This is a genomic window from Desertimonas flava (assembly GCF_003426815.1).
Taxonomy (GTDB): Bacteria; Actinomycetota; Acidimicrobiia; order Acidimicrobiales; family Ilumatobacteraceae; genus Desertimonas; species Desertimonas flava.
The window spans coordinates 120,690-135,661 of record NZ_QKYK01000010.1 but is presented as its reverse complement, the minus strand read 5'-3'; the positions used below and the strand labels follow the sequence as shown (position 1 = coordinate 135,661).

14 protein-coding genes and 1 tRNA gene are annotated in these 14,972 nt (G+C 70.5%); 7 read left to right on the top strand and 8 right to left on the bottom strand.

Annotated elements, in window-relative coordinates:
* Positions 1 to 14: 14 nt before the first annotated feature.
* The 3 genes from rimO to DN771_RS29530 are packed head-to-tail and all read left to right on the top strand — an operon-like array spanning position 15 to position 3,222.
* Positions 15 to 1,355: a 30S ribosomal protein S12 methylthiotransferase RimO gene (rimO, locus tag DN771_RS13880; protein ID WP_116998134.1), complete on the top strand. Its 1,341-nt coding sequence runs from the start codon at positions 15 to 17 to the stop codon at positions 1,353 to 1,355.
* Positions 1,352 to 1,954, top strand: a complete 603-nt coding sequence (locus DN771_RS13875; RefSeq protein ID WP_116998133.1) for a CDP-alcohol phosphatidyltransferase family protein — start codon at positions 1,352 to 1,354, stop codon at positions 1,952 to 1,954. The genes rimO and DN771_RS13875 overlap by 4 nt, the downstream gene beginning before the upstream one ends.
* A gap of 2 nt (positions 1,955 to 1,956) precedes the next feature.
* Positions 1,957 to 3,222, top strand: a complete 1,266-nt coding sequence (locus tag DN771_RS29530) for a competence/damage-inducible protein A (RefSeq protein WP_162941930.1) — start codon at positions 1,957 to 1,959, stop codon at positions 3,220 to 3,222.
* A 9-nt stretch (positions 3,223 to 3,231) separates the two neighbouring features.
* Here the strand turns inward: DN771_RS29530 and surE are convergent, their stop codons facing one another.
* The 6 genes from surE to DN771_RS13840 form a co-directional block, all read right to left on the bottom strand.
* Positions 3,232 to 4,392 (bottom strand): 5'/3'-nucleotidase SurE, encoded by a 1,161-nt coding sequence (surE, locus tag DN771_RS13865; protein WP_116998131.1) that lies wholly within the window; start codon positions 4,390 to 4,392, stop codon positions 3,232 to 3,234.
* A 105-nt stretch (positions 4,393 to 4,497) separates the two neighbouring features.
* Positions 4,498 to 4,571 (bottom strand) — tRNA-Arg (locus tag DN771_RS13860).
* Positions 4,572 to 4,724: 153 nt separating this feature from the next.
* A complete protein-coding gene (locus tag DN771_RS13855; protein ID WP_116998130.1) occupies positions 4,725 to 5,441 on the bottom strand; it encodes an ABC transporter ATP-binding protein in 717 nt (238 codons plus the stop codon).
* Complete coding sequence (locus DN771_RS13850; protein WP_116998129.1) at positions 5,438 to 6,241, bottom strand: ABC transporter ATP-binding protein; 804 nt, start codon at positions 6,239 to 6,241, stop codon at positions 5,438 to 5,440. The genes DN771_RS13855 and DN771_RS13850 overlap by 4 nt, the downstream gene beginning before the upstream one ends.
* On the bottom strand, positions 6,238 to 8,475 hold the full coding sequence (locus DN771_RS13845; RefSeq protein ID WP_205528583.1) for an ABC transporter permease: 2,238 nt from the start codon (positions 8,473 to 8,475) through the stop codon (positions 6,238 to 6,240). The genes DN771_RS13850 and DN771_RS13845 overlap by 4 nt, the downstream gene beginning before the upstream one ends.
* 10 nt (positions 8,476 to 8,485) lie before the next feature.
* A complete protein-coding gene (locus DN771_RS13840; protein ID WP_116998128.1) occupies positions 8,486 to 9,826 on the bottom strand; it encodes an ABC transporter substrate-binding protein in 1,341 nt (446 codons plus the stop codon).
* Between the two features lie 269 nt (positions 9,827 to 10,095).
* Here DN771_RS13840 and DN771_RS13835 point away from each other — a divergent pair, with 269 nt between their 5' ends.
* The gene (locus DN771_RS13835) at positions 10,096 to 10,635 is read left to right on the top strand and encodes a CarD family transcriptional regulator (RefSeq protein ID WP_116998127.1); all 540 of its coding nucleotides are present in this window, start codon (positions 10,096 to 10,098) and stop codon (positions 10,633 to 10,635) included.
* Positions 10,636 to 10,711: 76 nt separating this feature from the next.
* Here DN771_RS13835 and DN771_RS13830 read toward each other — a convergent pair whose 3' ends face one another.
* Complete coding sequence (locus tag DN771_RS13830) at positions 10,712 to 11,938, bottom strand: aminotransferase family protein (protein WP_116998126.1); 1,227 nt, start codon at positions 11,936 to 11,938, stop codon at positions 10,712 to 10,714.
* A gap of 44 nt (positions 11,939 to 11,982) precedes the next feature.
* On the opposite strand from DN771_RS13830, the gene DN771_RS13825 reads away from it, so the two are divergent.
* From DN771_RS13825 to DN771_RS29525, 3 genes are read left to right on the top strand one after another with little or no spacing between them, the layout of a single operon-like run.
* Positions 11,983 to 12,732, top strand: a complete 750-nt coding sequence (locus tag DN771_RS13825; protein ID WP_162941929.1) for an endonuclease/exonuclease/phosphatase family protein — start codon at positions 11,983 to 11,985, stop codon at positions 12,730 to 12,732.
* Positions 12,729 to 13,460, top strand: a complete 732-nt coding sequence (locus tag DN771_RS13820; protein ID WP_116998124.1) for a DUF2786 domain-containing protein — start codon at positions 12,729 to 12,731, stop codon at positions 13,458 to 13,460. Before DN771_RS13825 ends, DN771_RS13820 begins: the two co-directional genes overlap by 4 nt.
* Before the next feature lie 49 nt (positions 13,461 to 13,509).
* A complete protein-coding gene (locus DN771_RS29525) occupies positions 13,510 to 14,001 on the top strand; it encodes a hypothetical protein (protein WP_162941928.1) in 492 nt (163 codons plus the stop codon).
* Positions 14,002 to 14,013: 12 nt separating this feature from the next.
* Here the strand turns inward: DN771_RS29525 and DN771_RS13810 are convergent, their stop codons facing one another.
* Positions 14,014 to 14,958, bottom strand: a complete 945-nt coding sequence (locus tag DN771_RS13810; protein WP_116998122.1) for a YihY/virulence factor BrkB family protein — start codon at positions 14,956 to 14,958, stop codon at positions 14,014 to 14,016.
* Between the last annotated feature and the right edge of the window lie 14 nt (positions 14,959 to 14,972).

Below are 14,972 nucleotides of genomic sequence, written 5' to 3'. Positions count from 1 at the left end.
TAGCCTCGATCAACGTGCCACCGTCAGCCCCCACCGCCGCGACGTTCTACGTCGAGACCCTGGGCTGCCCGAAGAACCAGGTCGACTCCGACAAGCTGGTCGGCAACCTCGTCGCCGGCGGGATGTCGGCCACGGACGATCCCGGTACCGCCGACCTGGTGGTGGTCAACACGTGTGCGTTCATCGACGCCGCCCGGCAGGACTCGATCGACACGGTCCTCGACCTCGACGGCAAGCGGCGGGCCGGCTCACGGCTCGTCGTCACCGGCTGCATGGCCGAGCGCTACGGCGACGAGTTGGCCGCCGCCCTTCCCGAGGTCGACCAGGTGGCCGGCTTCGGGGTCGAGTTCGCCGCCCCGGCCGCCACCGCCGCGCCGGCGACGAAGCGCAAGCTCATCCCCGTCGGCGAGGCCCCGCTGCCCACGCTCGACCTGCTCAACCTGCCTCGACCGAAGTCGGCGTCGCCGTGGGCGTACGTCAAGATCGCCGAGGGCTGTGACCGTCAGTGCGGGTTCTGTGCCATCCCGTCGTTCCGGGGCAAGCAGCGCAGCCGCGACATCGCCCAGATCCTCGACGAGGTGGAGGCCCTCGAGGCACGCGAGATCGTCCTCGTCGCCCAGGACCTGGCGTCGTACGGCAAGGACCGCCCCGAGGAACTGGGCGCCGGGTCCATCGTGCCGCTCGTCGACGCCGTCGCCGCGCGCACCGACCGCGTACGCCTGCTGTACCTCTATCCGAGCGACCTGACCGACGGCCTGATCGATGCCATCTGTCGCTCCGGCGTGCCGTACTTCGACCTGTCGCTGCAGCACGTGAGCAAGCCGCTCCTGCGGCGCATGCGTCGGTGGGGGGATGGCGACCGCTTCCTCCGGCGCATCGACGACATCCGGGCCCGCGAGCCCGATGCCGCGTTCCGCAGCAACTTCATCGTCGGCTATCCCGGCGAGACCGAGGCCGACCACGACCAGCTGCTGCACTTCGTCGAGGCGGCCCAGCTCGATTGGTGCGGCTTCTTCGCCTACAGCCGCGAGGACGGCACCTACGCCGCCGGGCTCGACGGTCAGGTGGACGAGGGCTTGATGGCCGAGCGCCTGGCCGAGCTCACCGAACTGCAGGACTCGATCACCTCGTCGCGCCGCGACGAGCTGATCGGGTCGCGGCTGGAGGTGCTGGTCGATCGTCCAGGCGTCGGGCGGAGTCACCGCGAGGCGCCCGAGATCGACGGCGTGATCGCCGTCGACGAGGCCCTCGACGTCGGGTCGTTCGCCACCGTCGGGATCGTCGACGCGATCGGTCCCGACCTCGTCGCGGAGGGTGCCTCCCGAGCGGCCGCCGAGGGGCTGGACGAGTCGTGAGCTCCAGCAAGCCCGAGCTGTCGAACTCCCTCGCGTCGTGGGCGAACGCCATCACGGCCGGCCGCCTCGTGCTGTCACCGCTCATGTTCTGGGTGATCCCCGAGAACGACAAGGGCTCGTGGGTGGCGTTCGGCCTGTGGTTCGTGCTGTGCGCCAGCGACGGCATCGACGGCTACGTGGCGCGACGTCGTGGACCGTCGGCGTCGGGGGCGTTCCTCGACCCGCTCGCCGACAAGGTCCTCGTGCTCGGCGCGATGCTCACGCTCGTCGGCCGCGACGTGTTCTGGTGGCTACCGGTCGTCATCATCGTCGCCCGCGAGTTGGTGATCACCGTCTATCGCAGCCTGATCGGGTCGCGTGGTGTGGCGATGCCGGCCAGCCGTTCGGCGAAGTACAAGACGCTGCTCCAGCAGCTGGCGGTGGGATTCGCCGTCCTGCCCTGGACGGCCCGCGACGCCACCTGGTTCTGGAACACCCTGCTCTGGGCCGCCGTCGTCCTCGCGGTGTACAGCGGTGCGCAGTACTTCTGGCGAGCCGCTCACCCGGAGATCCCCGTCCCCGGCGACCACGATCCGTTCGTCCGCAACGACGCCCTCTGACCGTGCGCTGCGATCTCCTGGCCGTCGGCACCGAGCTCCTGCTCGGCCAGATCGTCGACAGCAACTCGGCATGGATCGGCGAGCAGCTGGCCGCCGTCGGCATCGGGTCGCACCTCCACATCCAGGTCGGCGACAACGTCGGGCGGATCGTGGCCGAGCTCCGGCATCTCCTGTCCGACGCCGACGCCGTGATCATCTGCGGTGGGCTCGGGCCGACGCACGACGACCTCACCCGCGAGGCCGTGGCCGAGGTGATGGGCGGTGTGCCGCTCGTCCTCGACGACTCGGTGGCGGCCACGATCGCCGAGCTCTTCCGGTCCCGGGGACGCGAGATGCCCGAGAACAACCTCCGTCAGGCGATGGTGCCGTCGGGCGCCACCGTCATCCCGCAGACGCGGGGCACGGCCCCCGGTCTGATCTGCCCGGCGACGATCGACGGCGTCGACAAGGTGATGTACCTCGTGCCGGGGGTGCCCGACGAGATGCAGGAGATGATCGGCCGCGCCGTCCTGCCCGACCTCGTCGCCCGGTCCGGTGACGCGGCGACCATCGTGTCGCGCACGCTGAAGACGTGGGGGGAGTCGGAGAGCGGCCTCAACGCCCGCCTCGACGACATCGTCACCCGTCTCGACGGCGATCCGAGCGTCACGCTGGCCTTCCTCGCCCGCGGCTGGAACGGGCTGGAGATCCGTCTCACCACCCGTACGTCGTCGCCGTCGGCCGGCGCGGCACTGCTCGCGCCGCTCGAAGCGGAGATCCGCGAGCGGCTCGGCACCATCGTGTTCGGGGCCGATTCCGACTCGATGGAGTCGGTGGTGCTCGACGCCCTCCGCAGCCGCGGCTGGACGATCGGCCTGGCCGAATCGCTCACCGCCGGCATGGTGTCGGCCCGCCTCGCCGGGATCTCGGGGGCGAGCGACGTGCTGCGCGGGGGCATCGTCTCGTACGCGAGCGACGTCAAGTTCGACCTCCTCGGGGTCACGCCGGGTCCCGTGGTGAGCGAGCCCGTCGCTCTCGAGATGGCCGAGGGGGCTCGGCGCGTCCTCGGCGCCGATGTCGGCGTGGCCTTGACCGGCGTCGCCGGACCGCTGCCCCAGCCAGGGGAACCGGGTGTGGCCGTCGGGACCGTGTGCCTCGCGGTCGTCTCGCCCGACGGCAGCCGCGCCACCACGCTGCGGCTCGGGCAGAACGCCGGGCGGGAACAGGTGCGGCAGTTCTCGGTGATCAACGCCCTCGATCTCGTCCGCCGTCACCTCACCGGCGTCTGACCCCCGGGTCTACAGCCCGAGATCGACGAGCAGCGGACCCAGCTCGTCGAGCGCGGCCACCTGTCCGGGTGCCACGACGTCGTAGTCGCCGGTGATGAACGTGATGGTGACGAAGTCGGCCGCGAGACGGGCGGCATCACCGTCGGGATCGATCGGATCGACGATCGTGAGCACTGGGCCGATCACCGTCTCGCTCCCGACCTCCGGGATCGACACGGCGCTGTAGTCGAGCTCGAGGAAGCTCGAATCGGTCGTGGTGATCGCCACGCCCGCCGGCCCGCCGCTCTCGACGAACGGGAAGTTGATGCTGAGTCCGATGCCTTCGGGCAGGAGCGGGCCGCCGTCGGCCCGGTCGACCAGCTGCTGCACGGCGGTGACGACGAACGACGCCGTGCCGGTGATGTCGCCCTCGCCCGTCGTGAGGTCGGTCTCGGTGCTGACGGCGATGGCCGGCACGCCGTCGTTCAGCGCCGTCACCGCCGCGCCCAACGTGCCCGAGTGCACGGCGGTCGCGCCGATGTTCTGGCCGGCGTTCGTTCCCGAGATGACCAGGTCGGGACGCTCGCCGCCGAAGGCGATGTCGAGCCCGATCTCGGTGGCGTCGGCGGGGGATCCGTCGACGGAGAACACACCGTCGGCGTGCTGGGTGAGGGTCAGCTCACCGACGAGCGTCACGCGCCCGCCGACGCCGCTCTGGTTGGTCGCTGGGGCGACGATCACGACGTCGTGCCCGGCGGCGATCAGCGCGGCGCGGACGGCCGTGATCCCCTCGGCGTCCCAGCCGTCGTCGTTGGTGAGCAGGATCTTGAGCACCGGGCCCGCCGGCGGGACGACCTGCGTGGTGGTCGTGGCCGCCGGCACGGGATTCGGGGCGGGGGGAGACACCGTTCCCGGCGACGGTTCCGATCCAGGTGCCGCCGACGTCTCGGGCAGTGGCAGGGTGTCCGGAGCGTCGGTCGCCGGGGGGTCGGTGGCGGGCGGGTCGGTGGCCGGAGGGTCGGTGACGGGTGGAGCGGCCGTGGTCGGGGGGCCCTGATCAACAGTGGTCGGCGGCTGGGTTGTGTCGATCGGGGGGTTGCTCGCGCCGGCGGTGGCGAACGAGGCGAGGGCGGCGGTCGTGGTGACGACCAGGGCGAGCGGGACGAGGCGGCGGACCATCGCACGATGCATGGATGCGAGTCTGGCCGATCGGCTCCGTCAGCGCCGGGAACTTCGAGCGACGACGGCGCTGCGTGAATGACGGGACGCGCAAGGCGCGTCCCGTCATTCGCCCCGCGCCTCCGGCAGGATTCGAACCTGCGACGGTCGGATTAGAAGTCCGGTGCTCTATCCAGCTGAGCTACGGAGGCCACGGGCGCCAGCCTAGGGCGGACGGCGGCTGACGGCCCCGTCACACGACGGAGCCGGGCACGCCTGCGCATCGAGGAAGTGCCGTCGTGGAATGACCGGGGGAGGCCCGCCTGGTCGGCACTTCCGTCGGACGGGTGGCTCGCGGGAGGCGCTCAGTCGAGCTCGGTGGCTCCGAGATAGCTGGAACGCAGGAGGTGCTGGTCGGCTGCCAGCTCGGCGGCCGTCCCGCTCATGACGAGGTCGCCGTGGCTGAGCACGTAGGCGCGGTCGGCCACCTCGAGGGCGAGGTGGACGTGCTGCTCGACGAGGAGCACTCCGGCGCCGGTGTCGTCGACGATCTGGCGCAGCACGGGCAGCAGCCGCTCGACGATGATCGGCGCCAGGCCCAGGCTCATTTCGTCGACCATCAGCAGCTTCGGTTTGGTGGCCAGCGCTCGCGCCATCGCCAGCATCTGCTGCTCGCCGCCCGACAGGAGGCCGGCGCGGCGGTCGAGGATGGGCGTGAGGGCCGGGAAGTAGGCGAGGGCCTGGTCGAGGTCGCCGGCGCCGCCCACCGCGCCGAGTCGCAGGTTCTCCCGCACCGTGAGTTGGAAGAACAGGGACCGGTCCTCGAGCACGTGGGCGAGACCCGAGCGGGCGATGGCGTGGGGACGGTTGCCCGCCACCGATCGGCCGAACAGCACGATGTCGCCGCTCATCACCGGGTTGAGCCCCGACACCGTGAGCAGGGTGGTGGTCTTGCCGGCCCCGTTGGCGCCGAGAAGGGCGACGATCTCGCCGGCGCCGACCTCGAGGTCGATGCCGCGCACCACTGGGACGTCGTTGTAGCCAGTGGACATGCCACGGATCTCGAGCAGCGGCGCCGTCATGACCGGCTGCCTTCCCCGGTTTCGCCCCCGTCGACATCCAGCCCGCCGGAGTCGTTGGCTGCCGAGCCGAGGTACGCCTCGATCACCCGCTCGTCGGTCGTGATCTGCCTGGGGGTGCCCTCGGCGATCTTGCGGCCGAACTCGATGACGTAGATGTAGTCGCACACGTCGAGCACGAGGCCCATGTCGTGGTCGACGAGGAACACGGTGATGCCGGCGTCGCGGATGCGTCGCAGCTGCTCGCCGAACTCGCGGCTCTCTCTGGTGTCGAGGCCGGCGGCCGGCTCGTCCATGCACACGAGCTTGGGTCGGGCGGCGAGGGCCCTCGCGCAGCTGACGAGCTTGCGCTGACCCTGGCTGATCTCGGTGGGCATGCGTTCGGCCAGCTCGCCGATGCCGAGCACATCGAGCGCGAACTCCACGTTGCGCTGGTCACGCCGGCGCGTCGGACGCACGAGATCGGTGAGGAAGCCCAGCGGCGACTGGCGTTCGGAGGCGACGCGCAGGTTGTCGCGCACCGTGAGGTCGTCGAACAGCTCGAGGGATTGCCACGTCCGGGCCAGCCCGAGACGGCCCCGCTGGTGGGGGAACACCCCGCCCAGCGACGTGCCCTGGAACAGGATGTCGCCGGTGGTGGGGACGAAGCCGGTCAGGCCGTCGATGAACGTCGTCTTGCCGGCGCCGTTGGGCCCGATGAGCCCGACGACCTGGCCCTCGTCGACATGCAGGTCGACCTCGTCGACGGCCCGCAGACCGCCGAACGTGACCGACATCGACCGTGTCTCGAGCAACGGCGTCATGCTCGCTCCTCGGTGCCGGTGCCGGTGCCGGTGCCAGCGACCGAGCGCCAGCGAGGCAGCGTCCAGGCGCGGCCGGCGTGGGCGGGGAACGCAGTGATGGTGCGGAGCTTTCCGGCGATGCCGTCGGGGTTGGCGATGGCCGTGATGATCAGCCCGAGGCCGCCCAGCAGCAGGGCGAACTCGCTGGGGACGCCCATGACGTTCTTCAGGAACGTGAACACGAGGCCGCCCGACACGAGGAAGCCGCCGGCGATCGCTCCCGAGACGCTGGAGATCCCTCCGAGGTAGGCGAAGGCGAAGAAGACGAGCGACTGGATGTACAGGTAGCGGGCCTCGTCGGCCCCACCCGAGCGGTAGGCGATGACGGCACCGCCGATGCCGGCGATGAACGCCGACACGGCGAAGGCGAGCATCTTCGTGCCACGGATGCTCACGCCGGCGGCGGCCGCCGCCCGCTCGTTGGAGCGCAGGGCGAGCATCTGCCGGCCGGTGTTGCTGCGCCGCAGGTTGGCGACGAGGTAGCAGAGCACGACGACGGCGACGAGGCAGAACACCGCGGTCATCGGGTTGGGCTGCTTGCCGTCACCGATCGTGACGAGGAACGGCTTGAACGTGCGCGGCTTGTTCGGATCGAGCCAGTCGGGCGTGTTCACCGGGGCGCCATAGAGCGGGCTGTTGACCGACGGGTTCTTGAACAGGAACTGATCGACGGCCACGGCGAACGCCAGCGTGACGATGGCGAGGTGCACGCCGCGCACCCGGAGCGCCGGGATCGCCACGACCATGCCGGTGGCGAGGGCGGCGACCGCGCCAACGAGGATCGGCCACGGGAAGGGCCAGCCCTGTTCCGTCGACAGTTTGGCGACGACGAACGCCGAGATCCCGGCGAACGACATCTGGGCCAGGGAGATCTGCCCGACGAAGCCGGTGAGGACGACGACCGACAGGCAGATGATGATCCCGACGAGGGTGTCGGCGAGGGCCAGCCGGAACGGCGGCGTGAACCAGAACATCGCCGCCAGCGCCGCGAGCACGGCCAGCGCCGGTCCGCCGGCGCGCAGGGCCCAACGCGGTGGGGTGGGTGCGAACGGCAGGCGGCCGAGCGTCACCGACCCGCGGCCGGGTACGGCATCGCCGCGCACGAACAGCACGATGACGATGACGACGAGCGCCACCATCTCGTCGACCCCGGGGATCGCCTGGCCGTTCGACTTGGGGAACCACGACCGGTTGACGCCCATCTCGGTGACGAGCGGTCCGAGCATTCCGAGAAGGAACGCCGTCAGGGTGGTGATGCCGAACGACGAGAACCCTCCGACGAGGGCGGCGGTCAAGGCCGGCAGGATGAGCGCCGGGGTGCTCGCCGGATCGATCAGTGAGTTGATCGACGCGACGAAGATGCCGAGCAGCCCCGTGATGACGGTGGCGAGCACCCAGTTGACGCCGGCGAGGAAGTCGGGCGAGAAGCCGAGCACCATCGCGCCCCGCTCGTTCTCGGCGGCGGCCCGGGTGGCGAGGCCGAAGCGAGTGCGCTGGAACAGCACCCACAGGGCGATCGCGAAGGCGATGACGAGGACGCTGACGAAGATCTGCTCCTGCGTCATCGTCAGCAACCTGAGGTTCACCTGGTCCTTGCTGACGAACCCCAGTGGCTTGATCGTCTGGGCGTTGGTGGCGAATCGGCGCACGACGATCGCCTGCAAGAGTAGGAGCAGGCCGACCGACGCCACCACCTTGGCGAGCATCGGCGCGTTCCGCAGCGGGCGGAACACGAGGTAGTGCATGGCCAGGCCGAGCAGCACGCAGAACACCAGCGACAGGAACAGCGCCAGACCGAAGCCCATCGGTCCGCCGAGCGAGACCGTGGTCGGCCAGTCGGGCAGGTCGAGCGTGGCCGGGTCCTGGAACCAGTGGACGACCCCCTCGACGAGGGCCAGCGGGTTGGGCAACGGCGGCAGGAAGACGTCGCCCTGGGACCGCAGGCCGGCGTACACGTACGCCGCGTACATGGCGACCGCGGCGTTGGCGAAGTTGACGACGCCCGCGCCGCGATAGGTGAGGACGACCCCCAGGCTGATCGCCGCGATGAGCGCACCCTGCGCGACGCCCGGTCCGGAGAAGAAGCTCTCCCGGAAGTCCCGGACGGCGACGATCGCGATGAACGCGATCGCCGCCGAACCGAGTGCTGCGTACCGGGCGTACGCGACGGGGGAACGCGACGTGGTGGTCGTCACGCGCGCCGTGTCACGCGACGGGAACGACGATCGGATTGCCGTTGAGTCCGTCGCGCACCGGCACCCACTCACCGTCGATGTACTGCTCGATGCCCATCTCGTGACCGCACGCCGCGATGAAGATGCCGACGCCGCACTCGATGGGCCCGGACTGGATCATCATCGGACCGGTGAACGAGCGCACCGTCTCGTCGAGGGTGGTGAAATCGAGGTTGTCGGCACCGAGCTCGTTGATGAACTTGGTGATCGTCAGCAGGTTGGCGAACATCGGGCCGGCGAAGCCGGTGTACTCGAGCGTCTCGGACCCGCCCACCGGCTCTCCGTACTCCTGCACCTTGGTGATGTACGCCTGCATGCCCGAGTCGTAGTCGGGGAGGAAGTAGCTGTAGCCATAGCCGCCGAAGTACCAGCCGTCGGGGTACGTGCCCTCGACGCCGAGCTCGGCGAGGTGGTCGGTCATCGGCGTGCCGAAACAGAGGCCCGTCGTGACCACGACCGGGTCGATGCCGAGCGACGAGATGGCGTCGTAGCTGGCGATGCAGCCCTGCAGGGTGAGCAGCGACACGAAGACGTCGGCGCTGTCGGCGCCGGCGGCCTGCATCGCCGCGGCGATGTCGGGGGCGGTCGCCGTCTCGGGGACGCCGACGAGGGTGCTGGTGACACCGGCGGCGTCGAGGATGGGCTTGAGCAGGACCTGAGCGCCGGCCTGGCCGCCGGCGTTGTCGACGTACACGACGGCGACGTTCTCGGGCGCGAACTCCTCGATCGTGAAGATGGCCATGCCGGCGATCACGCCGGTGGAGCCCGCCGTGTACGACACCCCGGCGGTGTTGACGAAGTCGTCGGTGGTGATGCCGTTGCCGATGAGGACCGGCTTGTTGCCGGCCAGGGCGTCGTAGAGCTCCTTGTTGCCGACGTTGCTCGTGCCGGTGAGCACTGCGACGATCGAGTCGTCGTTGGCCATCTGGGCGCCGCAGGCGCCGCCGTCTTCGGCGGTGTTGAGCTGGCACTCGACGAGCTCGATGGGACGCCCGTCGGCGCCGCCCAGCTCGGCGTTGACGAACTCGACGGCGGCCTTGATGCCGAGGGTGGCCTCGGGGAAGAGTGCCTCCTGGTTCACGTAGCCGATGCGGATCGGGTCGCCCGACGCCTCACCGGCGGTGCCGCCGGTGTAGTTCAAGGCCCATTCGGTGGCCTCCTCGGGCGTGCCCGTGCCGGTGGGGACCTCTTCGGCGGCTCCTGATTCGGCGGCGCCGCTGTCGGGCGGCGCGCTCGCCCCGGCGATTGCGGTCGGCACGAGCAATGCCGTGGCCGCCGCCGCTGTGATGGCGAGATGCCGTGATCGAGCCATGTAGAACCCCCAAGTCTCGGTGCCCCACGGCGCGTCCGTGGGTGCGTTGACGGTGCGTTGACGGTGCGTTGACGGCGACCCTGGGCCGCCGCCGCGGGCAGAGTAACACGCGGTAACCCCTGTGCTCTCGACTCGGACCGTCGGCCGAACCCGCGCCACCGGGCCACCTGATCGGGCTCGTTTCGCCGTACAATGGAGCACCCGATCGGGGGCGGTCTCTGTGCTCCGATCCCGTCTCTCCGTCCCAACTCTCGCCTCGAGGTGCCTGCGTGAAGTTCAAGAAGGGTGACACCATCATCTATCCCCAGCACGGTGCCTGCATCGTCATGGGAACCAAGAAGATGGAGGCATTCGGCGAGAAGCAGGAATATCTGATCCTGCAGACCGTCATCAACGAGATGACCCTCAAGGTGCCCGTGAACAAGACCGACGAGGTGGGCGTCCGCCCGCCGGTGTCGGCCGACGAGCTCGAAGACCTCGTGGCCGTGCTGTCGAAGCCCGATCCGCGTGTGCCGTCGAACTGGAGTCGCCGGTTCAAGAACCACCAGGAGAAGCTGAAGAGCGGCGACGTGTATCAGGTGGCCGAGGTCGTCCGGAACCTCGCCGCCCGCAACCGTGACGCCTCGCTGTCGGCGGCCGAGCGCACGATGTACGAGAGGGCCCGCGTGAACCTCATCAGCGAGATCTCGCCGGCGCTCAAGGTGACGGCCGAGGAGGCCGAGGACTACCTCGACGGGGCGCTCGCCCGCGGCGTGCTCAAGCCCGCCAAGGCGGCGGCCGCCAAGAAGACCGCCGCCGCCACCAAGTAGAACCGGCTCCCCGCGCCGCTCAGCCGGCGACCTGACGGTTGGTGCCGGGCACCAACCGTGAGGTTCCAACGGCAAGCTACGGCGCCACGGCGCCGGCCACCGAGTCGACGATGCGGTCGATCTGCGCGTCCGTCGTCACCAGCGGCGGGCAGAACGTGCAGGTGTCGGCGCCGATCGCCCGGGTGATCACCCCGTCGGCGAACATGCGGTCGCGCACGGCCACGGCGTTCTGATCGGGCCGGAGGGCGATGGCCCAAACGGCACCGACACCGCGGACGCCGGCGATCCCGCCGTCGGCGGCAATCGCTTCGAGCCCGTCGGCGAGGCGCCGACCCATCGGCACCGCCCGGTCGAGCAGTTCCTCCCGCTCGAGGATGTCGAGGTTGGCCAGGCCGGCGGCGCACGACGAGGCGTGGCCCGAGTACGTGTAGCCGTGGCGCAGGAGGTAGGCGGGATCGGACTCGAGCGGGCCGACCACCGCCTGGCCGATCACCACGCCGCCGACCTGCTGGTACCCCGACGTGACCGCCTTGGCGAACGTGATCATGTCGGGCACCACGCCATAGTGCTCGGCGGCGAACCAGCGACCGAGACGGCCGAAGCCCGTGATCACCTCGTCGAGCACCATCAGCGCTCCGTGGCGGTCACACAGGGCCCGCACCTCCTGGAGGTAGCCGTCGGCCGGCGGGAACACACCGCCCGCACCCTGCACCGGCTCGCTGATCACCGCGGCGATCCGATCGCCGTGCTCGGACATGAGAACCGACAGCGCTTCGATGTCGTCGCTCGGCACCTGCACCATCTCGGGGACCAGCGGACCCCAGCCCTCACGGTTGGGAGCGATGCCCTGAGCGCTGGTGCCGCCGAGGTTGGTGCCGTGATAGCCGCGTTCCCGGCTGACCACGACGGTGCGATCGGGATGACCGGACAGGCGCTGGGCGAGCCGGGCGAGTTTGATCGCCGTGTCGATCGACTCCGAGCCTGAGCCGCACAGGAAGACGCGGGCATCGGGGACGGGGGACAGCGCGGCGACCCGCTCGGCGAGCGCATCGGCCGGCGCGTTGGTGAACGGCTCGAAGCACGAGTAGGCCTCGATGGAACGCATCTGGGCGGCGACGGCGTCGGCGATCTCTCCCCGTCCGTGGCCGACGTTGCAGTACCACAGGCTGGCCATGGCGTCGATCAGCTCGTGGCCGTCGGCGGTCCAGAGCAGGGCACCCGCCCCTCGCACGACCTCGACGAACGCCGGCCGGGCCGGAGCGGCGAAGGGGTGGAGGAATCGAGGGGTCGTGCTCGTGCTCATCACCCTGGACCGTACCGTCCGGTGAAAGTCGATTGAATGTCGGCGTGGATCCCGACGAGGCACCGATCTCGGTCACGGTGCTGACGTGGAATCTCCAGGGATCCCACGGTCTCGACACGGACGCCGTTGCGGCCGTGATCCGCGAGTGGGCACCGGACGTCGTGCTGCTCCAGGAGATCCAGCGCCGGCAGTCGCGCCGTCTCGCCGCCGCCGTGTCCATGCGTCGGCGCTGGGTGTTCAAGCACGTGTCGTTGTGGGCGTGGCCCGAGGGGCTGGCGGTGCTGACGCCGTGGGCCTTCTCGTCGACGGCGAAGGTCGTCCTGCGCCGCTCGCCACTGTTCACGTGGCGACGACGCGTCGCCGTGCTCGCCACGATCGAATCGGCGCACGCCAGGGTGTCGGTCGTCAACGTGCACCTGTCGCCGCATGACGAGGGCGACGCCCGCGGCCAGGAGGCGTCGACCGTCGTCGGCCGCGCCGGGGGTGCCGTCGTCGGTGGTGACTTCAACGACTGCCCGGGAGGTCCGGCGCCGGCGCGGCTCGAGTCGGCCGGCTGGACGGACGCCTGGGCGAGCGCCCACCCGCATGGCGAGGGCTTCACCAACTGGAGCCCCGGGCATCGTGCCGGCCGTCGGGCGGACCAGCGGCTGGACTACGTGATGGCACCACCCGGTTGGGCGGTGCTGGACGCCACCGTGGGTGCGACATCCGTGGACGAGGCCCGGCTCGGCGAGCTGTCTGACCACTTGCCGCTCGTGGTACGACTCGGCGCCCCGGAGGGCAGCAATCGATGACCACCGCCAACGAAGCGCTGATCGACCGGGTGCGCAAGCTGCTCGCCAAGGCCGAATCGACCAACAACGCCAACGAGGCCGAGGCCTTCTCGGCCAAGGCGGCACAGCTGATCGCCGCCCACCGGCTCGATCTCGGCCACGTCCGCGATTCGCTCGAGCGCGGCAGCCTCGGCATCCGCCGGCTGCCGATCGGCCGGGGTGCCTACGTCCGGGCGCGCCTGGCGCTGCTGATGGCGGTGGCCGGCACCCACGATTGCGAGGTCGTGTTCCAGTCCGGATCGACCGGCACGACTGCGATCGTGGCCGGTTTCGAGTCCGATCTCGACGTGACCGAACTGCTCTACGCCTCGCTGCACACGCAGGCGGCCGGGCAGATGGCGACGATGCGGCGATCGACGGCGGCGGCCACCCAGCGCTACCGCCGCTCGTTCCTGTTCGGGTACGCGCGGCGCGTGTCCGAGCTGCTCGCCGCGTCCCGGCCGGCGCCGGCGCCTCGTCGGGGCGGACGTGGTGGAGGCGACGGTGGATCCGACCTGTTGCCGGAGCTCGCCGAGCGGGCCGACCGTGTGAAGGCCTTCGCCGCCGAGTCGTTCGGCCGCGTCGTGGCCGCATCGCCGGCCCGGCCGGCCCAGGCGTCGGGGTGGCAGGCGGGACACCGGGCGGCGTCGAAGGCCGATCTCGGCCGTGATCGCCTGGGCGGCCGCCGCGCCATCGGCCGCGGCTCATGAGCCATCCACCTGCGGGCTGTGTTCACATCCAGCCGGGCGGGCCGTGACGGTGGACCGTGGGCGAGAGGCGGTCGCCGCCGCCGAGGCGCACGCCTTCGACGGCACGTCGGCTGCCGAACGGATGACGCGCGACCAGGCCCACGAGCTCGTGGACGCCGTGGTCGGCGGTGCCTGGTGGCGCTCGGCCGGCCCGTCGGTGGTGGTGACCGTGCCCCGGCGCTCGGCGCGTTCGTCGTCGGCCCGTTCCGCACCGACAGCACGGTCGGCGCGCGGTTCCGATGCGGTCGAGGTCCGCCTGACCGATGAGCAACTCAGCGTGTCGACCGTCGCCCACGAGCTGGCCCACGCCCTCGCCGGGGTCGACCACGGTCACGACGGCCTGTACCGCTCGGCCTACGTGGACGTCGTGTCCGTGGTGGCCGGCGCCGACGCCCGAGCCGCACTCGCCGACGCCTTCGCTCGGTTCGGTCTCGACGTCGCCTCGCGCCGGTGGCCGGCGCCGTGGCTCGCCGAAGGCGATGACTTCGTCGTCATTCCCTGAGCGGCTCGCCGCTCACGGGGTCGTTTCGGCGACGAGCGGGATGCGTTCGTCGCGGCGGACGCGTTGGGCATCGAGCTCGGCGGCCCGGCGGTCACCCTCGGTCAGGTCCTGGTCGGCGAGGAGCGAGCGGGGGCTCAGCCCGAACGCCAGCACGGCGCTCAGCTCGGCGCCGAGCAGCACCACGCGTGACACGAGGAAGAACCAGCTCAGCAGGGCGATGACGATGGCGAAGGTGCCGTAGGTGTCACTGGCACCCGAGATGTAGCGCTGCACCACCCACGTGCCGAGGACCTGGAGGGCGACGAGACCGACGCCCGCGAACAGCGTGCCGGGCAGCAGCTCGCGGATGGTGTGGCGGCGACTGGTGAGCATCCAGAAGGCGAACAGGACGACCGCAGAGTCGACGACGAACGTGACGACGAGGCCGAGCACCCACACCACGCCGGGGGCGTCGAAGATCTTGGTCGCGTTGGACGCGCCGGTCGACAGGGAGATGCCGATCGCCAGGACGACGAGGAAGGCCAGCGCCTTCACCCGTTGGACCGCCCCGTTGGGCCGTTCGAACATCGGCACGTCCCAGACCTCGTCGAGGGCCACCTGCAGCGCCTTGGCCGCGGCGAGCCCGGTCCACACGGCGGCCAGCACGCCGAGCGTGATGGTCACCCAGCTACCGCCCAGTGCATGATCTGCGCCCAGCTCGCTCCCGATCACCGGCACCTGGCCGAGTGCCCCGTCCACGAGGTCCTGGCGGGTTTCGGGTTCGTCCTTGAGGACGACGTTGAGGATCGTGACGAACGCCAACATCAGCGGGAAGATGCTGAAGAACGACCAGTAGGAGATCGTCGAGGCCAGCCGTCCCCCACCGTGTTCGCCGAAGCGCTTGAACACGGCGATCGGCAGAGCGACCGCCGGGTAGCGCTGCTGCAGGCGATCGAGCCGTGCCAGTACTGACTTCATGGCTGACCCTCGCT

What these genes read in the sequence shown, in the direction of transcription:
- surE (WP_116998131.1), bottom strand. Translation starts at nt 4,392, where the DNA reads ATGCATCGTGCGATGGTCCGCCGCCTCGTCCCGCTCGCCCTGGTCGTC.
- DN771_RS13855 (WP_116998130.1), bottom strand. Translation starts at nt 5,441, where the DNA reads ATGACGGCGCCGCTGCTCGAGATCCGTGGCATGTCCACTGGCTACAAC.
- DN771_RS13850 (WP_116998129.1), bottom strand. Translation starts at nt 6,241, where the DNA reads ATGACGCCGTTGCTCGAGACACGGTCGATGTCGGTCACGTTCGGCGGT.
- DN771_RS13840 (WP_116998128.1), bottom strand. Translation starts at nt 9,826, where the DNA reads ATGGCTCGATCACGGCATCTCGCCATCACAGCGGCGGCGGCCACGGCA.
- DN771_RS13830 (WP_116998126.1), bottom strand. Translation starts at nt 11,938, where the DNA reads ATGAGCACGAGCACGACCCCTCGATTCCTCCACCCCTTCGCCGCTCCG.
- DN771_RS13820 (WP_116998124.1), top strand. Translation starts at nt 12,729, where the DNA reads ATGACCACCGCCAACGAAGCGCTGATCGACCGGGTGCGCAAGCTGCTC.
- DN771_RS13810 (WP_116998122.1), bottom strand. Translation starts at nt 14,958, where the DNA reads ATGAAGTCAGTACTGGCACGGCTCGATCGCCTGCAGCAGCGCTACCCG.